Genomic DNA, 21,092 nt, shown 5'->3' on the forward strand with positions numbered 1-21,092 from the left:
CTAATACCAATAAAAGTAAAATAAAATATAAACCGCTTCAAAAAGCGGTTTTTTATTTGAAGGCAATTTAGTATTTTTGAATCATGATTAAAGCAAGAAATATCCATAAATCTTATGGGAATTTAGAAGTACTGAAAGGAGTTGATATTCATATCAAAATGGGAGAGGTGGTTTCTATCGTAGGAGAATCTGGAGCAGGTAAATCTACGTTGCTGCAGATTTTAGGAACTTTGGATCATCCAAGCCAGTCAAATAAATATGATACTGAAATTGAAATAGCAGGAGAATCATTTATTAATATGAATGATAAGCAGCTGTCGAAATTCAGAAATCAGAATATAGGTTTTGTATTTCAGTTCCATCAGCTTCTTCCGGAGTTTACAGCACTGGAAAATGTATTGCTTCCAACAAAAATTGCCGGAGCCAATGAAAGAGAAGCTCTTGAAAAGGCATATGCTTTATTTGAAGATTTAAAGATAGAACAAAGGCTTAATCATAAACCGAATCAGCTTTCGGGTGGAGAAGCACAAAGAGTAGCTGTAGCGAGAGCTTTAATCAATTCTCCAAAAATTATTTTTGCTGATGAGCCTACAGGAAACCTGGACTCTAAGAATGCAGATGATCTTCACAGATTGTTTTTTGATCTTAGAGACAAATACAACCAAACCTTTGTGATTGTAACCCACAACCCCAATCTTGCAGAAATTACAGACCGCAAATTAGTAATGAAAGACGGAATGATTATAGAATAAAAGTATACAGCACCAGATGATGAAACACTTTATTTTTCTTTTTTTAGTTTTAATTTCCTGTTCAAAAGCTGAATCCCAGCAGTTGAACACATTAAATTTGCCTCAGGCTAAAGTCTCGGAAATAAAAAACTATATAAAAGGGAAAGAATACAATCAGGAACTGGCTGTTTTTATCAATTTTAAGATACCTTCTGGGAAATACCGTTACTTTATTTATAACTTGAAAAAGAATACCATTGTACAACAGGCTGTTGTATCTCATGGCTCAGGCTCTGTTATTCCGGAATCGAATGTTTTGAAATTTAGTAATGTGGAAGGTTCCTACCAGTCATCCCTTGGAAAGTATGCCATTGGGGAAAGCTACGTAGGGAAATTCGGAAAAGCATACCGCTTAAAAGGTCTTGATTCTAGTAACAGTAATGCCATGCAAAGGGCAATTGTTCTTCATTCTTACGGATGCATTCCGGATGTAGAATCTCAGACACCGGTATGCCTGAGCTTAGGATGCCCAATGCTTTCAGCAAATGCTTTTAAAGAAACATCAAAATACCTTGATAAGTCCGAGAAACCGATAATTCTATATGCTTTTTATTAATAACTTTCATCTATAATTTTTTTCCCATGGCCATAAAACTCCTTGCCGAAGATGACAGACCCAGAGAAAAGTTTTTGCAGAAAGGCAAAAGCTCACTTTCTGATTCTGAACTGCTGGCTATTATTATGGGAAGTGGAAATAGAGAAGAAGATGCCCTGGAGCTGGCACGGAAGATTTTGGCTTCTGTGAATAACAGCTGGCATCAATTGAGCTTACTTTCTGCTAAAGATCTGATGAAATTCAAAGGTATTGGAGAAACAAAAGCCATTTCAATTATTTCAGCTCTGGAAATCGGAAGGAGAAGAGCAGTACAGGAAATTCCGGAAAAAACAATCATTGGTAACAGTCATGATGCTTATGTTGTTCTTAGAAACCAGCTTTCTGATTTAAGAACAGAAGAATTCTGGGCTATTTTCCTGAATAATAACAATAAAGTGATTCATTTTTCTCAGTTGACACACGGAGGGATAAGTCAATCTATTGTAGATATAAGAGTTCTCTATAAAACAGCACTGGATCATTTTTCAACGGGTATCATCATTGCCCATAATCATCCTTCTGGAAGTTTAAAACCTAGCCGGGAAGATATTAACATCACACAAAAAATAAAAGAAGCAGGAAATACTTTAAATATCCAGCTTTTAGACCATATTATTGTGACACAGGATTCCTATTTTAGTTTCTCGGACGAAGGATTATTATGATTAGAAGATTGAAATACCATGAAATTGATTTTGTAAAATATGCTCAATGTTTAGAAAATTCCGAACAAAGAAAATATTCTGCTACAAAAGATTTTTTAGATACTACTTCAACAATGCCGTGGGAAATTCTTGTCTATAAAGATTATGAAGCTGTAATGCCTGTTCCGTTTGTAAGAAAATACGGAATGAAAATAGTTCACAATCCGAAGCTTTGTCAGCAGCTTGGTGTGTTTTCCGGGAAAGATAATCTTGATCTTAATGAAGCATTTTTAGAATATCTTAATAAAAATTACATGATCAGGGCATATCCGTTCAATGATGTAAATCAGCTTCGTACCAAGATCAGAATCAAGAAAAATTTTATAATGTATCCTGATACTTATGAAAAAGTGTACGCCAGATATTCTCCCAAAAGAAAAAGAAAACTTAGGCTGGATGAAGAAGTTTTAAAACAGTCAGAAATTAGAACGATTTGTTTTGATAAAGGGAAAGCTTTTATTGAAAGAAATACAATAGGACTTAGTAAAGATGATGACCTGGGAGAATTCATGAGAATTTTTGAAAGTTTTCACAAGTCGAATTATCTGAAATTTACCGCTTTTTATTATCAAAATAAGATCATCAATGTTATTGCAACGTATACAGACTGTAATATGGTAGCACTTCTGGGTAATTTTAACGATAAAGATTACGTGAAACTGTCAGGTGCTTCTGTATTGATTGATCATATTCTTAAAGAAAATATAGGAACTCATATTTTCGATTTTGAAGGAGGAGAACTACCCAATATTGAAGAGTTTTTCAGAGGATTTCGTCCGGAGCTGAGACCTTATGGAATTATTGAAAATTCAAAAAAAAACCTTTTTAAAAAGTTAGGGTATCTTATTATCCGAGGGAAATCCTTTTTATGATGAAAAGTATTGTTTAGATTGGTTCTAATTAAGTATTATTCCGTAACTTTATAACATCCTTAGTAAAACAGTTATGTTACAACAGATTCGTCAGTACAAACTATCATACATGCTTTATAACCTGTTTAAAAAGAATAAGTTGAAGCATAATATTCCATTATATAAAAAATACGGAATCAATAAAAACTATTTTTCAAGTATTTCAAGTAAAGATTTTGCCCATCTTCCTGCAAGCAATAGAGCAGTAGATTATTCAAAACTTACAGAAACTCCCTTTTTTAAAAAGTTATCAGAAGAGAATAAAGAAAGTGCTCTTCAGTATGACGATCAGGGCTATATGATTCTGAGAAACTTCCTGACACCGGAAACGGCAGATCAAATCAATACGGAAATTGATAATCTGATGAAAGATGGTACATTAAAGTTTATTTACGGAGGAAAGCTGATGTTTGCCATTCATCACTCGGAAATTATTAAGAATATTGGAAGCGATAAAGAATTACTTGACTTTTTATCTGTTTTACTGGACGGAAAATCCAAGCTTTTCCAAAGTATCAACTTTATTAACGGAAGCCAGCAAAAAACGCACTCAGACAGTATTCACATGACGACTTATCCTTTGGGAGGGCTGCTGGGAGTCTGGATAGCTTTAGAAGATGTAGATGAGACCAATGGGGCGCTGCATTATATTCCTAAAAGCCATAAACTACCGTATTTCCTGAATTCTGATTATGATAATGAAGGAACAGCCTTAAAAATCGGAAAGAAAAGTTACAGAGCTTATGAAACATTCCTTGAGGATAAGGTAAAAGAGCTGGGCTTGAAAAAAGAAATCTTTAAAGCCAAAAAAGGAGATTTACTCATCTGGCATGCCAATATTCTTCACGGAGGAGAACCTCATACAGACAAAAACAAAACGAGAAAGAGTCTTGTATATCATTTTTTTGATGAAAATAGTGTCTGCTATCATGAAGTGACCCAAAGACCTGCATTATTTGAACTTTAATAGAAGTTTTGCTTTATTATAAAAGCTTTTTATAAGAATAGAGATTTAAAAGATAGTTTTTTTACATTTGCATTCTTATAATACCATGTATGAAAAAAAGGGGAAATATTCTTGTTTTTATATTTTCAATCTATGTATGCTTTATGTCATACTATCTGTATACCCACCATTATTACAATACTGATATGGAAGCGTATATGGGGCTTATTTATAAAACGGAATATCCCGATATGAAGATAGAAGAAATTCATAAGACGGTATATGATGAGCTGCGTGAAAAGAATCCTGATTTTGCAGGATTAGGCCCTGTAGATCCAATGGTGGAAGAAGTAGCAAAAGGGGAGAGCACTTACTATAAAATTATATCACAAAATCCCAAAGCCTACGAAGAAGAACTACAGCTTTTTGTAGTAAAACCTTTTTATAATTTTATCAATTGGTCATTCTTTAAAATGGGTTTCAGTGCGTCTGCTTCAACCTCTTTAATCTCAATTATTTCTTATGCGCTCATCCTGATCTTAATTTTCAGCTTTCTGATAAAAATCCTGAAAAATTATAGCCTGGCCTTCATTATAGTTATTTTAATTTCGATGTTCAAACCTCTTCCGGAATCCACAAGACATGTTTCTGCCGATACTTTATCATGTCTTTTGCTTCTTTTGAGCTTCTACGTATTTTTAATCAGAAAAAATTTCTTTCTTGCAGGAATCTTCGCCATGCTGTGTATACTTACAAGACCGGAATACTTTATTTTCTATTCATTCCTGTATGGTCTGATTTATCTTTACAGAAACAAACTAGAGGTGAAAACAGCTCCATTATTGCTATCATATGGATATCTGTTTCTCTCTTTCGCTTTAATACAGGCCTTTAATCAGGTGGCATGGTCTACACTTTTTATGAACCAGTTTACTAAAGTTCAGATTTATCCTGTTTCAAATCCGGATCCGTTTTCCTTTTCAGAGTATATTCATTTTATTAAGAGCAATATAATGCTGGAGTTTAACGGTTCATTCTTTCCGCTTCTGCTGATCTTTATTGTTATTATTCTGGCTAATAAATTTTCCCTTTACAGCAAAAAGAACCAGGCTCAGGTATTGTTTTTTGCAATTATTTATGTCACAGTGATGCTAAGATTTCTTGTTTTTCCGTCTCTGGTAAACAGAATGATGCTGGGCTTTTATCTTATCATTATACTGGCATTAATATATATACAAAGTTCTAGAGTGGATATATTTAAAAACTCTTTAGAAGACGGAAAATAATTAGTAATTTTGCAGTCTAAAATTATGACGAGTCTTTCAGGATATTTACCATATGCATTTGCATTAATTATTGCAATTCCTTTTCTGGTTTTGCTTAGACAATTTGTACACTCATACATTACCCTTAAGAATCAGGAAATCAAATTACTCAGTGTGAAGTCAAATTCAGAGAATAAAGCGCATTCTTATGAAAGGATGACCTTGTTTCTGGACAGAATGAAACCGTCAAACATCATTCAGAGATTTGACAGGGATCTTGCCGTTCATGAGTTTATTTTCCTTACAGAAAAGACCATTAACGAAGAATTTGAATATAACTCTTCACAGCAGTTATACATCACAAAAAATTCCTGGAAAAATATCGTAGACTCGAAAAACGCAATTATAGACCTTCTTCACAAAACCTATGACGGGCTGAAAGGAGAGGTTCAGCTGGATGAATTCAAAACGATTTTCATCATGAACTATATGGAAAGCAACGATTATATTGCTGAAACTATAGAAGATCTAAGAAAAGAAATTTTAATAATAACTTAAAAAATAACAGATAAATAATGATTCCAAATTTTAAAGCACATCCATGGCACGGAATTTCTGCAGGAGAAGATGCGCCAAATGTTGTAAACGTATTTGTGGAAATTGTTCCTTCAGATACTATTAAATATGAAGTAGATAAAGAAACAGGATATTTAAAGGTAGACAGACCGCAGAAATTCTCTAACATTATCCCGGCTTTATACGGTTTTGTTCCAAGAACATACTGTGATAAAGAAGTGATGAGACTGGCTGTAGAATCAGGAGCTACTGATGTTACTATGGGAGATCATGACCCGCTTGATATTTGTGTTTTAAGTTCTCACAACATCCACGCAGGAGGTTTATTAATGGAAGCTATTCCAATCGGAGGTTTCAAGATGATTGACGGAGGTGAAGCTGATGATAAAATTGTAGCAGTAATGATTAATGACCACGCTTTCGGGCATTTCAGAGATATTACTGAATTACCGGAAGCAGAAGTAAAAAGATTAATGCACTACTTCCTTACATATAAAAACTTACCGGATGAACCAGCAAAATGCAGAATCCAGGAGGTTTACGGAGCTGAGCACGCAAGAAAAGTGATTAAAGCTTCTCAAACAGACTATGCAGATAAATTCGGAGGATAATATTCTCTTAATTCAATATAAAAAGGGTAGACAGATTTCTGTTTACCCTTTTTTAAATGTCATTGCGAACACAATGTGAAGCAATCTCATCTCTGAAAGAACTCTTTATTCGTTTATTACAATCCCACAGTTTAAATTATTCAAAAGATTTTATTGTCGGTAATTTCTCTGAAACCTTTATTCAGTACCGTTTTTAATAGATTTAGATCCCTGTTATTCCATTACCGTATTTTTATTTTTTTTGATGATAAACGTCATACTGTTAAAATTTTTAACGCTTTGATGGTAATTATTTATTATATTTAATTTTCTATTACCAAAAAAATATTAAACTATGGATCTATTTATGTTAGTGCCAATTTTTGGTGTCGTAGCTTTGCTTTATACATTTCTTCAGAGCAACTGGGTTAATAAACAGAATGCCGGAAATGAAAAGATGAAAACAATCAGCGGCCATATTGCAGACGGTGCAATGGCTTTTCTAAAGGCTGAATACAAAATCTTAACGTACTTTGTTGTAGTAGTCGCCATTTTACTGGCAGTGATGGGATCTACAAATGCTAACTCGCACTGGAGTATCGGAATTGCTTTTGCTGTTGGAGCTATTTTCTCTGCATCAGCAGGTTTCATCGGAATGAAAATCGCAACTAAAGCGAATGTGAGGACCGCAGAAGCTGCAAGAACGTCACTGTCAAAAGCCCTTAAAGTCTCTTTTACTGGAGGTTCCGTAATGGGAATGGGCGTTGCCGGACTAGCTGTTTTAGGTTTAGGAGCTTTATTTCTGATTATTAAACAAATTTTTGCCCCAGAAGCCACAGTAGACTCGCACGAAATGGAACAAACAATTGAAATTCTTACAGGATTTTCTCTTGGAGCAGAATCTATCGCGCTTTTTGCAAGAGTAGGAGGCGGTATTTATACAAAAGCTGCAGACGTAGGGGCTGACCTTGTGGGAAAAGTGGAAGCAGGAATTCCGGAAGATGATCCCCGAAACCCTGCGACGATTGCAGATAACGTGGGAGATAATGTAGGAGATGTTGCAGGAATGGGAGCCGACCTTTTCGGATCTTATGTGGCAACAGTTTTGGCAACGATGGTGTTAGGTAGAGAAACAATTTCTGATGATGCATTCGGAGGTTTTGCCCCAATTCTTTTACCGATGTTGATTGCTGGAACAGGAATTATATTTTCCATGATCGGAACTTTGTTTGTAAAAATTAATGATAATGAAGGTTCATCCACTTCCAGTGTTCAAAATGCTTTAAACCTCGGAAACTGGGGAAGTATTGTGATCACCGCCATTGCCTCTTACTTTCTTGTAACGTATATCCTTCCTGAAAAAATGGTTCTCAGAGGCCATGAATTTACTAAAATGGGAGTATTCGGAGCTATTATGGTAGGATTGGTAGTAGGAACTTTAATGAGTATCATCACAGAATATTATACCGCAATGGGGAAAAGACCGGTTTCCAGTATTGTAAGACAGTCTTCCACAGGGCATGCAACTAATATTATCGGCGGCCTTTCCGTAGGAATGGAATCTACTTTACTTCCAATTATTGTGCTGGCAGGAGGAATCTATGGTTCTTATCTGTGTGCCGGACTTTACGGAGTAGCTATTGCCGCAGCGGGAATGATGGCTACTACAGCAATGCAGCTTGCCATTGATGCTTTTGGTCCCATCGCAGATAATGCAGGAGGAATTGCCGAAATGAGCGAACTTCCTAAAGAAGTACGTGAAAAAACAGATATTTTGGATGCTGTAGGAAATACAACTGCAGCCACTGGAAAAGGATTTGCAATTGCTTCAGCTGCTTTAACGGCATTGGCTTTATTTGCAGCGTTTGTAGGAATTGCAGGTATAGACGGTATTGATATTTACAGAGCGGACGTTCTTGCCGGATTATTTGTAGGAGGAATGATTCCGTTTATCTTCTCATCATTGGCAATTACAGCAGTAGGGCAGGCAGCCATGGCGATGGTGGAAGAAGTGAGAAGGCAGTTTCGTGAAATTCCCGGAATTCTGGAAGGAAAAGCACAACCGGAATATGAAAAATGTGTAGCCATTTCTACAGATGCATCCATCAGAAAAATGATGTTACCGGGTGCTATTGCAATCATTTCACCACTATTAATCGGATTTATCTTCGGACCTGAAGTGTTGGGAGGGTTCCTTGCTGGAGCTACAGTATGTGGTGTATTGATGGGAATGTTCCAGAATAATGCAGGAGGTGCCTGGGATAATGCCAAAAAATCCTTTGAAAAAGGTGTTGATATCAATGGCCAGACCTATTACAAAGGTTCAGAACCCCATAAGGCATCCGTAACAGGAGATACGGTGGGAGATCCATTTAAAGATACATCAGGGCCTTCTATGAATATCCTGATCAAATTAATGTCAATTGTTTCTTTGGTTATTGCACCTACTTTGGCCGTTTTACATAAAGATAAGATTGAGGCGAACAGAAAAGCTAAAATTGAAAGTCTTACAGGAATTACTACTGCTGCAACAGGTATAAATGGAGATACGAAAATCATTACTGTTGTTCCGGGAGAAATTAAAGGGCACCTTAATGAAAGCGGAGACTTTGTATATGAAACTGGAAATATTCAGAAAATAAAACTGGACGGAGGAAAAACAATTGCCGTTGGAGACGGAAGCCAGCTTTACCAGCTTTATAATGTGGTTAAGCAAAAAGACAAATCTGCATTAGATCCTAATAAATGGTATACCATTGAAAACCTTTATTTTGAAACAGGCTCAAGTGATCTGAAAGCAGAATCAGCACTTCAGTTGAATACATTGGCAGAAATTTTAAATGCTTATCCGGATCTGAAAATAAAGCTGGGCGGATATACAGATAATAGTGGTAATGAAGATAGCAATATCAAATTATCCAATCTGAGAGCACAAACAGCAAAACTTAAACTTCTTGAGCTAGGAATTTCCGGAGACAGAATAGAAGCAGAAGGATACGGATCACAGCATCCTGTATGTGAAGCGAATGATACTGATGAATGTAAAGCAAAAAACAGAAGAATTGATGTGAGAGTACTTGCTCTTTAAAATCAAATAAAAAAGTAGAAAAGCATCGCCTTGGCGGTGCTTTTTTTATTGATTATCCTTAAAAATAAAACCTGCACAAATAAAATATCCACAATCATCTGTGAAAATCTTTGCGATCTGTGGGAAAAACAACAGCAGAAATATCAAAGATTCCTTTTCAAGTAGTCCAAAGCCTGAATAATCAACTCATCTTTTTTAGCAAAGCTAAACCTGATATAATCAGAACTGTTTCTGGAATTATAAAAAGCAGAAAGAGGAAGGCACGAAACCTTTTTTTCAATCGTAAGCCATTTTGAAAACTCTACATCTGTCATCGTTTTAGAAATTTCCCTGAAATTAACAACCTGAAAAACACTTCCTTCCGATTTTTGTTCTACCTGTAAAGGAGTATCTTTAATCAGTTCATTAAAAATATCTCTTTTATGCTGCATAATTTCTTTATTGATTACGGGATCAAATACATCAAGGTATTTGGCAATTGCATATTGAGCAGGAGCACTGGCACTGTAAGAAATATACTGCTGATGACACTGGAATCTAGCCGTTAAAGCTTCAGAAGCCAGCATATAGCTCACTTTCCATCCGGAAGTATGAAACATTTTACCAAAAGAAAAAATACAGAAAGTCTTTTCCCTGAGCTCCGGATGAATAAAAGAACTGTAATGTTCTGCTTCATCATAGCAGTAAGTATCATATATTTCTTCGGAAATTAAATAAATATCACGGTCTTTAATCAATTCATACAACTGGTTCCAATCTTCTTCTTTCCATACTTTTCCGGTTGGATTTTGGGGAGAATTGACGATGACTGCTTTGGTTTTTTCTGTGATGCAATTTTTGAATATATCCCAATTGATCGTAAAATCTGTTTCCAGATCATAATAGACCGGAATGCCGCCATTCATTACAACAGAAGGTGCGTAAGTATAATAGGAAGGTTGTAAAATAATAACTTCATCATTCTGATTCAGAATTGATTTGAGGGAAGTATATAAAGCAAAGGTTGCACAGGGAACAATCGTAACTTCTTTATTTGTGACGCTGATGCTGTTAGTTCGTTTGGCATTAAAGTGTATGATACTTTCAATAAGAAGAGGGTTGCCGGCAAGCGGTTCATAATGATGAGTGTTATTTTCAGCGGCTTCTTTTAAGAATAAGGTAAGACGTTCATCAATATCGAAATCAGGAAGGCCAAGGGAAAGATCAAAACTTCCGTGCCTGATTGCCAGTTCGGACATTTCCGTAAAAAAGGAATAATGAGTAAATCCGTAAATTTTATCCACCTATTTTGTATTTTAATCAAATATAATAAAAATTAAATATCATATTTAATTTAAAATTAACGAATTGTTAGTTTTGTTGTGAATTTCGCCATTCCTTGTCTATTTTATAGATGCTACTATTCAATAAAATTTGTTATTTTTAAGAAATTTATTCTTTATGAAAAAAATACTTATACCGTTATTTACTATGGCTGTAATGACCAGCTGCGGGACGGCAAATATATCCAATGGTAACACTTCTCATCCTGTATCTACCAAACACAGCAAAGCATTTAACAATGCTTATAAAGAGATTAATGCCGCAGATTTAAAGAAAAATCTCTATGTGATTGCGGCAGATGATATGGAAGGCCGTGATACCGGAAGTAAAGGACAGAAAAAGGCGGGTGAGTATATGATCAATTACTATAAAAACCTTGGAATTTCAGCCCCTAAAGCATTAGGCTCATATTATCAGAAAGTACCATCTGAATTCATGAAGCAAAGAGGAGGTGGCAATCTTCCGGATTCAGAAAATATTTTAGCTTTTATTGAAGGAAGTGAAAAACCAGACGAGATTGTGGTGGTTTCTGCACATTATGATCACGTAGGAACCAAAAATGGAGTAGTATATAACGGAGCAGACGATGACGGAAGCGGAACTGTAGCTGTAATGGAAATTGCCAAAGCATTCCAGCAGGCTAAAAAGGCAGGTAAAGGCCCTAAAAGATCTATTCTTTTCCTTCACGTTACAGGAGAAGAACACGGACTGTTTGGTTCAGAATATTATTCCGAAAATCCTGTTTTCCCACTAGCGAATACTGTTGTTGACCTTAATATTGATATGATCGGGCGTGATGATCCTGCCAACAGAGGAAAACAATATGTCTATGTGATTGGTTCTGAGATGTTAAGTTCTCAGCTTAAAGTAATTAACGAAGCCGCAAACAAAAGAACCAATAATCTGGAGCTCAATTATAAATATGACGATTTGAATGATCCTGAACAATTGTACTACCGTTCAGATCATTATAATTTCGCCAAGCATAATATTCCTGTAGCATTCTTCTTTGATGGTATTCATGAAGATTACCACAAACCAGGCGACGATCCTGAAAAGATTGATTATCAGCTGCTGGAAAAAAGAACTCAGCTTGTTTTTACAACCGCATGGGACATTGCTAACAGGGATGAAAGAATTGTGGTTGACAGAAAATAATTAAATTTTAATAATAATTTAACTATAAAAAAATGGAATGTTCATTCCATTTTTTTATTTTTGTAGAGTGAATAAAAAAGAACAGATAATTATTGCTGCTATGAAACTCCTTATAGAGAAAGGAGTACAGTCTACACCCATGTCTGCAATCGCAAAAGCTGCTGGTACAGGAATGGGGACTATTTATAATTATTTTTCTACCAAAGAAGAGCTGATTAATGCTATTTATTTGTATATAAAATCTGTTGAAGTACAGTTTGTTATTCAGGAATCTAATGAATCTTCGTTGAAAATTACCTTTCTGAATTATTACAAAGCTTTCATTAATTTCAATATCCAGAATCCGGAGTTCTTCTTTTTTATGGATCAGATGCAGAATTCTCCTGTTATTACTGAAAAAACAAGAGAAGAAGGGCGTATAGAATTTTCACCTGTAACAGAACTTATCCTGAAAGGTCAAAAAGAAGGGATCATTAAAGAAATAAGTATGGAAGCTATTATACAGTTTCTGGGAGGCACATTGACCAATTATGTCCGCTGGGTACTCAATATGAACACTGAAGATCAAAAGAACGGGCATTTGGAGCAACAGCTAAGAATGGTCTGGGATGCGATAAAAGAATAAAAAAATTTAACACTAATTTGGAATGAACATTCATTCTAAATAATAAAATGTAAACAAATGAGAACAATTTTTATGACCGGTACCTCTACCGGATTAGGAAAAGCAGCTGTAAAACTTTTTTGTGATAAAGGATGGAAAGTAATTGCAACCATGCGTAAACCTGAAAACGAAGAAGAGCTGGGTAAGTTGCCTAATGTGACTTTAATGGCTCTTGATGTGACAAACAGTGAACAGGTAAAACAAGTTGTTGCTGAAGTCAATGGAAAATTTGATGTAGATGTTGTGTTCAATAATGCCGGATATGGTTTGGCAGGTCCGTTTGAAGGAGCAGATGAAGATCAGATTTTCAGAAATATCAACACTAATTTATTGGGAGTGATGAGGGTTACGCAGGCTTTTATTCCGCATTTCCGTAAGAAAGGGCAGGGAATGTTTATTTCTACAACGTCTATTGGGGGATCCGTTACTTTCCCGATGAATTCTGTATATCATGCTACTAAATTTGCAGTAGAAGGATGGAGCGAAAGTTTGGCATACGAGCTTGAACCTTTTGGTATTACTGTAAAAACGGTTGCTCCGGGCGGTATCAATACAGATTTTGCGGGTAGAAGTCTGGATCTTTCAAAACATGAAGCCTATGAGGAGATGTTTGCTAAAATATATACTGTTTTTAGCGATCCTGAGAGACGCGCTTCTTATTCAAGTGCAGAGCAGATTGCCGAAGTAGTGTACGAAGCTGTAACCGATGATAAAGCTCAGTTAAAATATATTGCAGGAAATGATGCGAAAGACCTTTTTGCCTTAAGAAATGCAGTAGGGCAAGACAGCTTCCATAAAGAAGTTAAAAATATTTTTCTGGGAAAATAATCACGAATCTCTGAAATTCTGAAAGCCTGCAATTTAATTTTGCAGGCTTTTTCGTTAGAATTAAATATCTTTACTGTTTATATAAAATAATAATGACCATTCGAGAAGCAAAACCGGAAGACATTCCACAGATACAAATTGTAAGAAATGCTGTGAAAGAAAATAGGCTGTCAGATCCGGGGTTGGTAACCGATAAAGATTGTGAGGAATTTTTATTTCAAAGAGGAAAGGGCTGGGTATGTGAGGTAGAAAATCAGGTTGTTGGTTTTTCTATTGCCGATCTGAAAGAAAATAACATCTGGGCACTCTTTGTACATCCTGATTTTGAAAACCATGGAATCGGTAGAAAACTTCATGACATCATGTTGGATTGGTATTTTCAGCAAAATAAAAATTCAGTATGGCTAGGCACATCACCAGGAACAAGAGCTGAAATATTTTACAGAAAATCTGGCTGGATTGAAACTGGAACCCATGGTAAAGGAGAAATCAAGTTTGAAATGACCTCTGAAAACTGGAAAAATAAAAAACTATGACATCAAAACTGAAATCTATCAGACCTTTTATCGGAGCACAAAACTTTGAAATCAGCAGAAGCTTTTACAGAGATCTGGGGTTTGAAGAAGTTATTCTGGAACCTAAATTATCACTTTTTAAACGAGAAGAAACAGGCTTTTATCTTCAGGATTACTATGCAAAAGACTGGATTGATAATACCATGATTTTTATGGAAGTTGCCAATACCGACGAATTCTGGAAGGAACTTTTGTCTCTGGGACTTACAGATAAATATGAGAATGTAAGACTTACTCCTGTAAGAACCATGGATTGGGGAAAAGAATGTTTTGTACACGATCCGTCTGGAATTTTGTGGCATTTCGGTGAGTTTTTTTAAGAAAGAGAAATATGATTTACGCATTCGATACCTATTATTATGAAGATTATGCCAATACCGTGTGTATTGCCTTTGAAGACTGGACCTCTGAAAAAGAAGTGGAAATTTTTATAGAACATACCTCTGTAAATTCAGCATATGAAAGCGGAGCCTTTTACAAAAGAGAGTTACCATGCATTGTAAGCCTGTTGAAGAAAATAACATTAAGACCAGAAGACATTATCATTGTGGACGGATATGTCACTTTGGATAATGACGGCAAAATTGGCTTGGGCGGGCACCTTTATGAAGCTTTAAATGAAAATTGTCCTATTGTCGGAATTGCAAAAAATGAATTTACTACTCCGGATTCCCAGCGAAGAAGTGTTTTTCGTGGTGAAAGTAAAACACCGCTTTTTGTAACAGCAAAAGGAATGAATGTAGATGAAATTCAGCTGAAAGTAGAAAAGATGCACGGCACTTACAGAATACCCACGCTTCTGAAAAAACTTGATCAGCTAAGTAGAGCATAAAAAAACAAAATCTTACAGAAGAGTAAGATTTTTTTAAAACAGTAATATACCGATCAGTATATTGTAAAAATAAAATCTATGAAAGAAGTATTTATAGTTTCAGCAAAACGAACTCCGGTTGGAGGTTTTATGGGAAGCCTGTCCGGATTTACAGCGCCTCAGTTGGGAGCTCTTGCCATTCAGAATGCGTATGAAAGTATTGGGCTTGCTCCGGAGCATATCGACAGCGTTTATATGGGAAATGTACTGAGTGCAGGACTAGGACAATCGCCAGCAAGGCAGGCCGCTATTTTTGCTAAAATTCCTGTTGATAAAGATGCTACAACTATCAACAAGGTTTGTGCGTCCGGTATGAAATCAGCCATGATTGGAGCCCAGCAGATTCAGCTTGGACTTGATGATCTCGTTATGACAGGAGGTATGGAAAGTATGAGTAACGTTCCCCATTATGTAAAAATACGCCAGGGAACAAAGCTGGGAGATACCAACCTTACTGACGGAGTGATCAAAGATGGCCTGTGGGATGTGTATAACAATTTTCATATGGGAAGTGCCGCCGAATTAGGCGTGAAAAAATACGGACTTTCCAGACAGGAACTTGATGAATACGCCTTGTTTTCATATCAGAGAGCTCAGAAAGCCGCTGAAAATGGAAAATTCAATAATGAATTGATTCAGATATCGATTGAAGGTAAAAAAGGGACTACAATCGTTGACAAAGATGAAGATATTGATAAACTCATTCCTGAGAAAATCTCTCTGTTGAAACCTGCATTTGAAGCAGACGGAACACTCACCGCTGCCAATTCCAGTAATCTGAATGACGGCGCAGCAGCAATACTATTAGCATCTTCTGAAGCTGTAGAACGTCATAATCTAAAGCCTTTGGCTAGAATTATAGCCTATACAGATGCTGCCCAATCACCAGAATGGTTTACCACTTCTCCTTCTATAGCGATTCAAAAACTTCTGAAACAAACAGGTCTTAATCTTTCGGATATTGATTATTTTGAAATTAATGAAGCGTATTCTTCCGTGATTTTATCCAATCAGAAAATCCTTGGATATGATCTGAATAAAGTAAATGTGTATGGAGGTGCGGTTGCCTTAGGACATCCGATTGGCGCTTCAGGTGCCAGAATTATAGCCACTTTGGTGAATGTTTTACTCCAGGAAAAAGGAAGGTACGGGATTGCTGCCATCTGCAATGGTGGAGGAGGAGCTTCCGCAGTTCTTATCGAAAATATAGGTTTGAAGAGCTAAAATATCTTAGATTTCAATGATTATAATAAAAAGATCTTTCTTGAAGTTAAATTTGAGAAGGATCTTTTGCGTTGGTAACAGATTGATTATCCATTGATAAATCAAAATTTTTAATAAATACTATAAGACTGAAAACAGCTTATTTTTATTAAACTGACAAATATCATCACATTGTTATTTTTATTCATTCTAAATAAATATAAATTTGTCCCAAGAAATTAAACGAAGAAAATGAAGAAAATAACTACTCTTTCCGGCATTATACTTGTTTCGCTGATGAATGCACAGATGCAGTATTGTATGCCAACCTTTCAGTATGGAGCTGACAGCAACATGATCAGTAATGTGACTTTCGGAAGCATTAATAATACCTCACCTGTACAATCGGGGAATACACAAATCTATGAGAATTTTACGTCAATGTCAACAGATTTGCAATCCGGAAGTAATTATACAATATCTGTAAAAGGCCCTTCAAGTACATTTCCGAGTGACGTAGCAGTTTTTATAGACTTTAATCAGAATGGAAATTTCGATGATGCAGGAGAAAGCTTCTATATCGGAAGACTGGAAGCTGCCAATCCAGCCAATGCTTTTACGATTAATAATACGATAGCAATCCCTGCAAATGCTGCCAACGGGAGTACCAGAATGAGGGTTCTTAAAAATACCAATGTTCAGGCATATTCAAATCCTGCAGCAGCAAACTCCATCAGTTCAGCCTGTGACATCAGTTTAAGAGCAGGGCAGACAGAAGATTATACAGTGAATATTATAGGAAATACAGCCAATTTCCCGGCTCCTTACTGTGGTACTGAAAATATTACAAGCCTTACGGTAAGCGAAATAAGCACCGTAGAATTTGCAGGAACAGTTAAAAACAGCGTGCTTGACGGAAACTCTGATGTTCTTGAAAACTTTACAGCAACTGTTTTCAATGTGAACCGAGGAAATACCTATCCGATAACGGTAACAGGAGGCACTCATGGTCAGGCTACTGTATCAGCCTATGCTTATATTGATTTTAACCATAATAATCAGTTTGATACTGATGAAATGTTTAATCTGGGATATCTGGATAATTCAAATCCGGTGCCTGGTCAGCAATCTGGCGTTACAACCGGCAATATCACCATACCGGCAGGTGCACAGCTGGGAGATACCCGATTCAGGCTGGTAAAAGCTTATGAATCTAATTCATGGATGGGAACTTTAGAAAATCTTCCATGTCCTTCAGGTTGGTTTATCGGTCAGGTAGAAGATTATACCCTTAAAATTCAGCCTGAAAATCTTTCAACATCAGAAGTTTCAAAAGAGGCTTCAGCCAATGTGCAGCTATACCCGAATCCTACATCAGGTTCAGTAACGATCAAGATGAAAGAAGGATTGGAGAAATATGAAATTTACAGCATGTCCGGACAAAAGATGCTGGAAGGTAATTCTATGACGGTTTCTATGGACAGTTTTGTTCCGGGGACTTATCTGATCAAAATCAAAACAAAAAATCAAAAAACAGTCATAGAAAAGATTATTAAAAAATAGACACATCATATCTAAATCATATCCATATCAATTTTTGTTTTTTAATCGACAGGTCGCTACCTGTCGGTTTTTTTTATTGTAATGAATTTTGACGGTATTATGAGCCAGATTCCAGTAAATTCATCAGATCCTGCTTAGAAAGTCCCTGAAGTTTCTTCCCGTCGGTGGTAAGCAGATTCTGAGCCAGTTCTTTTTTCTTTTTCTGAAGGGTAAGTATTTTTTCCTCAACAGTATTGGAACAGATCATTCTTACAGCAATTACATTTTTGGTCTGTCCTATGCGGTAGCTACGGTCAATGGCTTGATTTTCAGCTGCAGGATTCCACCACGGATCTACAAGATAGATATAATCTGCCTGAGTAAGATTAAGACCAACTCCTCCGGCCTTTAAGCTGATCAGAAATACACGGATGTCTTCATTGCTCTGAAAATGAGCTACTTTTTCTCCTCTGTCTTTTGTTTGCCCTGTTAAATACTCAAACTGAATGTTGTGACGTTCCAGCTCAGTTTTAATCAAATCCAGCATTCCTACAAATTGTGAGAAAACAAGGATTTTATGATCTTTTGACTTCCCAAGGATCTGTTCCATCAAAATTTCGATTTTAACAGCATTTTCACCGGAATACCCCTCTTTCATCAGAATTGGGGAATTACATATCTGTCTGAGCCTTGTAAGGCCTGTAAGGACATGCATACTATTTTTGTTCAGATCATCATCATCATTAGCCGCAATGAATTCTCGGAGTTCTTTTTCATAAGCATCGTAAATCTTGCGCTGTTCGGTATTCATTTCACAGTAGATTACTGTTTCTGTTTTTTCCGGAAGCTCTTTGGCAACCTGTTTCTTCGTTCTTCTGAGGATAAATGGTTTTATCTTTTGCTGAAGCTCCACTGCACGCTTACTGTACTCAAATTTATCAATAGGAATGGCATAAATATCTTTAAAATACTGTTTGCTTCCCAACAATCCGGGACAGGCAAAAGAAAGCTGGCTGTAAAGGTCAAATGTGCTGTTTTCAACAGGGGTACCAGTCAGTACAATCCTGTTTCTCGATTGAAGCAGGCGAGCGGCTTTATATCTTTCTGAATTAGGGTTTTTAATCACCTGTGATTCGTCCAGAAATACATAGTTGAAATTAAAATTTTTCAAAAACTGAATGTCCGAAAGCAGCATTCCATACGTGGTAAGGACTACCTCATAATCAGGCATATGAGCTGTTGTTTTCGGTCGGTCTGCCCCATAATGAAGCAAAACTTTTACAGAAGGTGCAAATCTGCTCATCTCTTCCTGCCAGTTGAAGAGCAGGGAAGTAGGAACAACAATCAGATTGGTGGTATGCCCTCGCTTCTCCCTTTGCGAAAGGATAAAAGCAATAATCTGGATGGTTTTTCCAAGCCCCATATCATCAGCCAGACATCCGCCGAATTTGAATTCGTCAAGAAAATTTAACCAGTTCAGTCCGTCATGCTGATAATCTCTCAATTCTGCTTTCAGTTCAACAGGAATAGTCACTTCCGGAATGTCTTTTACCTTTGAAAACTTTGTGGAATAGGAAGTAAGTTCTTCCTGAATTTCTTTGCTCAGGATTTCTTTTTCGAACAGTGACGTCACCTCCGTAAAATTGATTTTCGGAATTTTTAAAAGTTCTTCATCAATTTCTCCTGCACGGAAGTAAGCGGAAATTTTTTCCATCCATTCCTCAGGGAGAATTCCCATGCTGCCATCATCCAGCTGAACAAATTTACTCTTATTCCGGATGGCACGGTGAAGCTGTTTCAAAGAAGCTTCTTTGGGGCCAAATCCTACTTTTAGCTTTGCATTAAACCAATCCAGTCCGCTGGTGATCTGAATATTGATTTTAGCACGGTGAGAATTTAATTTATTGTTTTTCAGTTCGTTAAAGCCGAGTATGATGATTCCTTCATTTCTCCAGGTCTCAAATGCATCAAGAAACCAGTTGCTATCCAGGAACTTATCTCTGTGAAGATAAAAATACTGATAGCCGTCCATCTGCTCTTCAAAATCAGGATGCTGCTGCATTACTAAAGAAGTAAAGCGCGCTTCAGCTGATTCATTTCTTTCTATTTTAAACGGATTTCCATTTTGATCCGTATCAAAAAGCTGCCTCCTGGAATACACAGGAACTTCTATATCTCCGTATTTCATAACGGGAGTAATTCCTATATAATTTTCCTGCTGACGAAGATAAATGACTTTTTCGGTTCGATAATTCTTATCTTCAAACTGTACTTTTGTTGCAGGCTGTATGTATTTGTAATTGATGTGAATACGTTCTTCTATGGGAGATAGGATATTCTCCATAAACGCATCATATTTTGAAGAATGGATCAGTAAAATCTCATTATTAGCTTTAAAAAACCGAATGATTCTGAGCACATCCGGGTCATCTACAAAGCTGAAAATGTTGCGGTTATAGACAAAATATTCATTTCTGAGTACAATATTTTTAAAAGGAACAGAAATGTCATTAAACAACAGTTCTCCTGTTATTTCGAAAAACGGATCTTTCTTAAATACAGATAATTGAACCTCCGCATCTAAAGTATTTAATTCAACCTGATAAAGTGACTTGGCCGAAACAGTTTCTGCAATTTCACGGTCATGATAATAGACTTCCAGTTCAAGAGGATTCTTTACAATGAGTTTTAAAGCTTCCAGTTCTGCCGGATTGTAATCTTCATTATAATTATTCTGAAAAGAGGTAATGGCTGTGTAAAATTTGATGTCTGCCGGTTTCTCGGCTTTCCATATCAGCTGCATGGCATCTACAGGAGTGACCGGATTTTTTATTTTCCCTGTCTGCGTTATTTCTGCCTCCATCAGAGAGAAGGTCATATGATTATAATAACGGTGTTTGCCGATAACTAATATTTGTTTTTTACCATTTTCCAATACTGCCAGTTCATCCAGTTTAGAAGGAAGCTGAGGAAGAAGGCTTTTTGTAAGCATCACATCATCTATAGGAAGCATTTCCTTGATTCTGGGGTGTATTTCAATTTTGCCATCAGCATATTCCAGTTGGAAATATTGATCCAGATCCGGTTCATTTTCAAGGCCGTATACTCTGGCTTTTGGAATAAGAATCTTTTTACGGAGAGCTTCATCAAAAAACAAACGGTAATTTTTATCCTCAATGATGCAGTGGATAATCTCTGCCTGATGAGAGCAAAGCTGGTCTTTTGGATTGTCACAAGTACAGGAGCACATTAACGAGCTTCCGATTTTACTGATGGTAACCATCGGAAAATCCTGTAATGAAGATTGTTTTGTAAATATTCCTGTATTAATTTCAATAGCAGCGGGATAGATCTCACGAAAATCCCTGATCCCAATGAATGTACTGTCTGAAGTATGTTTCAGCAGGTCATATACGGATAGTGTACTGATATTGATGTTGTCAAGAATATATTCTGCCATAA

At 36.4% G+C, this 21,092-nt stretch carries 19 protein-coding genes; 17 read left to right on the top strand and 2 right to left on the bottom strand.

Annotated elements, in window-relative coordinates; genetic code table 11:
- The first annotated feature begins 83 nt into the window (after positions 1-83).
- From CLU97_RS08935 to CLU97_RS08975, 9 genes are all read left to right on the top strand, one after another.
- Complete coding sequence (locus CLU97_RS08935) at positions 84-752, top strand: ABC transporter ATP-binding protein (protein ID WP_121487614.1); 669 nt, start codon at positions 84-86, stop codon at positions 750-752.
- Positions 753-834: 82 nt separating this feature from the next.
- Positions 835-1,347 carry a murein L,D-transpeptidase catalytic domain-containing protein gene (locus tag CLU97_RS08940; protein WP_228437601.1) on the top strand — a complete coding sequence of 171 codons (513 nt, stop codon included), beginning with the start codon at positions 835-837 and terminating at the stop codon, positions 1,345-1,347.
- 26 nt (positions 1,348-1,373) lie between these two features.
- On the top strand, positions 1,374-2,051 hold the full coding sequence (gene radC / locus CLU97_RS08945; protein WP_121487616.1) for a RadC family protein: 678 nt from the start codon (positions 1,374-1,376) through the stop codon (positions 2,049-2,051).
- A complete protein-coding gene (locus CLU97_RS08950) occupies positions 2,048-2,962 on the top strand; it encodes a hypothetical protein (RefSeq protein WP_121487617.1) in 915 nt (304 codons plus the stop codon). Before radC ends, CLU97_RS08950 begins: the two co-directional genes overlap by 4 nt.
- A gap of 73 nt (positions 2,963-3,035) precedes the next feature.
- A complete protein-coding gene (locus tag CLU97_RS08955; RefSeq protein WP_121487618.1) occupies positions 3,036-3,968 on the top strand; it encodes a phytanoyl-CoA dioxygenase family protein in 933 nt (310 codons plus the stop codon).
- Positions 3,969-4,057: 89 nt separating this feature from the next.
- Positions 4,058-5,233, top strand: a complete 1,176-nt coding sequence (locus CLU97_RS08960) for a hypothetical protein (protein ID WP_121487619.1) — start codon at positions 4,058-4,060, stop codon at positions 5,231-5,233.
- Between the two features lie 24 nt (positions 5,234-5,257).
- Positions 5,258-5,770: a hypothetical protein gene (locus tag CLU97_RS08965; RefSeq protein WP_121487620.1), complete on the top strand. Its 513-nt coding sequence runs from the start codon at positions 5,258-5,260 to the stop codon at positions 5,768-5,770.
- A 17-nt stretch (positions 5,771-5,787) separates the two neighbouring features.
- The gene (locus tag CLU97_RS08970) at positions 5,788-6,399 is read left to right on the top strand and encodes an inorganic pyrophosphatase (RefSeq protein WP_034696699.1); all 612 of its coding nucleotides are present in this window, start codon (positions 5,788-5,790) and stop codon (positions 6,397-6,399) included.
- Positions 6,400-6,733: 334 nt separating this feature from the next.
- Positions 6,734-9,466, top strand: a complete 2,733-nt coding sequence (locus CLU97_RS08975) for a sodium-translocating pyrophosphatase (RefSeq protein ID WP_121487621.1) — start codon at positions 6,734-6,736, stop codon at positions 9,464-9,466.
- Positions 9,467-9,609: 143 nt separating this feature from the next.
- On the opposite strand, the gene CLU97_RS08980 is transcribed toward CLU97_RS08975, so the two are convergent.
- A complete protein-coding gene (locus CLU97_RS08980; protein ID WP_121487622.1) occupies positions 9,610-10,749 on the bottom strand; it encodes an aminotransferase class I/II-fold pyridoxal phosphate-dependent enzyme in 1,140 nt (379 codons plus the stop codon).
- A gap of 157 nt (positions 10,750-10,906) precedes the next feature.
- On the opposite strand from CLU97_RS08980, the gene CLU97_RS08985 reads away from it, so the two are divergent.
- The 8 genes from CLU97_RS08985 to CLU97_RS09020 all read left to right on the top strand — a co-directional run bounded on the left by CLU97_RS08985 (position 10,907) and on the right by CLU97_RS09020 (position 17,651).
- Positions 10,907-11,947 (top strand): M28 family metallopeptidase, encoded by a 1,041-nt coding sequence (locus CLU97_RS08985; RefSeq protein ID WP_121487623.1) that lies wholly within the window; start codon positions 10,907-10,909, stop codon positions 11,945-11,947.
- A 37-nt stretch (positions 11,948-11,984) separates the two neighbouring features.
- A complete protein-coding gene (locus tag CLU97_RS08990) occupies positions 11,985-12,572 on the top strand; it encodes a TetR/AcrR family transcriptional regulator (RefSeq protein ID WP_262689793.1) in 588 nt (195 codons plus the stop codon).
- Between the two features lie 57 nt (positions 12,573-12,629).
- Entirely contained in the window at positions 12,630-13,439 is an 810-nt protein-coding gene (locus CLU97_RS08995) for an SDR family oxidoreductase (RefSeq protein ID WP_121487625.1), read from the top strand.
- A gap of 92 nt (positions 13,440-13,531) precedes the next feature.
- Positions 13,532-13,975, top strand: coding sequence for a GNAT family N-acetyltransferase (locus CLU97_RS09000; protein ID WP_121487626.1), 444 nt, complete (start codon positions 13,532-13,534; stop codon positions 13,973-13,975).
- The gene (locus tag CLU97_RS09005) at positions 13,972-14,334 is read left to right on the top strand and encodes a glyoxalase (RefSeq protein WP_121487627.1); all 363 of its coding nucleotides are present in this window, start codon (positions 13,972-13,974) and stop codon (positions 14,332-14,334) included. Before CLU97_RS09000 ends, CLU97_RS09005 begins: the two co-directional genes overlap by 4 nt.
- 11 nt (positions 14,335-14,345) lie before the next feature.
- Positions 14,346-14,846 carry an endonuclease V gene (locus CLU97_RS09010; protein WP_121487628.1) on the top strand — a complete coding sequence of 167 codons (501 nt, stop codon included), beginning with the start codon at positions 14,346-14,348 and terminating at the stop codon, positions 14,844-14,846.
- A 78-nt stretch (positions 14,847-14,924) separates the two neighbouring features.
- On the top strand, positions 14,925-16,109 hold the full coding sequence (locus tag CLU97_RS09015; RefSeq protein ID WP_121487629.1) for an acetyl-CoA C-acyltransferase: 1,185 nt from the start codon (positions 14,925-14,927) through the stop codon (positions 16,107-16,109).
- 231 nt (positions 16,110-16,340) lie between these two features.
- Positions 16,341-17,651, top strand: coding sequence for a T9SS type A sorting domain-containing protein (locus tag CLU97_RS09020; protein ID WP_121487630.1), 1,311 nt, complete (start codon positions 16,341-16,343; stop codon positions 17,649-17,651).
- A 97-nt stretch (positions 17,652-17,748) separates the two neighbouring features.
- On the opposite strand, the gene CLU97_RS09025 is transcribed toward CLU97_RS09020, so the two are convergent.
- Positions 17,749-21,090 (bottom strand): DEAD/DEAH box helicase, encoded by a 3,342-nt coding sequence (locus CLU97_RS09025; protein WP_121487631.1) that lies wholly within the window; start codon positions 21,088-21,090, stop codon positions 17,749-17,751.
- Positions 21,091-21,092: the final 2 nt, after the last annotated feature.

The organism is Chryseobacterium sp. 7, assembly GCF_003663845.1.
Classification (GTDB): domain Bacteria; phylum Bacteroidota; class Bacteroidia; order Flavobacteriales; family Weeksellaceae; genus Chryseobacterium.

Bases quoted from the DNA above. Each gene is read 5' to 3' on its own strand.
- CLU97_RS08935 (WP_121487614.1), top strand. From the start codon at position 84: ATGATTAAAGCAAGAAATATCCATAAATCTTATGGGAATTTAGAAGTA.
- radC (WP_121487616.1), top strand. From the start codon at position 1,374: ATGGCCATAAAACTCCTTGCCGAAGATGACAGACCCAGAGAAAAGTTT.
- CLU97_RS08950 (WP_121487617.1), top strand. From the start codon at position 2,048: ATGATTAGAAGATTGAAATACCATGAAATTGATTTTGTAAAATATGCT.
- CLU97_RS08955 (WP_121487618.1), top strand. From the start codon at position 3,036: ATGTTACAACAGATTCGTCAGTACAAACTATCATACATGCTTTATAAC.
- CLU97_RS08960 (WP_121487619.1), top strand. From the start codon at position 4,058: ATGAAAAAAAGGGGAAATATTCTTGTTTTTATATTTTCAATCTATGTA.
- CLU97_RS08965 (WP_121487620.1), top strand. From the start codon at position 5,258: ATGACGAGTCTTTCAGGATATTTACCATATGCATTTGCATTAATTATT.
- CLU97_RS08970 (WP_034696699.1), top strand. From the start codon at position 5,788: ATGATTCCAAATTTTAAAGCACATCCATGGCACGGAATTTCTGCAGGA.
- CLU97_RS08975 (WP_121487621.1), top strand. From the start codon at position 6,734: ATGGATCTATTTATGTTAGTGCCAATTTTTGGTGTCGTAGCTTTGCTT.
- CLU97_RS08985 (WP_121487623.1), top strand. From the start codon at position 10,907: ATGAAAAAAATACTTATACCGTTATTTACTATGGCTGTAATGACCAGC.
- CLU97_RS08990 (WP_262689793.1), top strand. From the start codon at position 11,985: ATGTTCATTCCATTTTTTTATTTTTGTAGAGTGAATAAAAAAGAACAG.
- CLU97_RS08995 (WP_121487625.1), top strand. From the start codon at position 12,630: ATGAGAACAATTTTTATGACCGGTACCTCTACCGGATTAGGAAAAGCA.
- CLU97_RS09000 (WP_121487626.1), top strand. From the start codon at position 13,532: ATGACCATTCGAGAAGCAAAACCGGAAGACATTCCACAGATACAAATT.
- CLU97_RS09005 (WP_121487627.1), top strand. From the start codon at position 13,972: ATGACATCAAAACTGAAATCTATCAGACCTTTTATCGGAGCACAAAAC.
- CLU97_RS09010 (WP_121487628.1), top strand. From the start codon at position 14,346: ATGATTTACGCATTCGATACCTATTATTATGAAGATTATGCCAATACC.
- CLU97_RS09015 (WP_121487629.1), top strand. From the start codon at position 14,925: ATGAAAGAAGTATTTATAGTTTCAGCAAAACGAACTCCGGTTGGAGGT.
- CLU97_RS09020 (WP_121487630.1), top strand. From the start codon at position 16,341: ATGAAGAAAATAACTACTCTTTCCGGCATTATACTTGTTTCGCTGATG.
- CLU97_RS09025 (WP_121487631.1), bottom strand. From the start codon at position 21,090: ATGGCAGAATATATTCTTGACAACATCAATATCAGTACACTATCCGTA.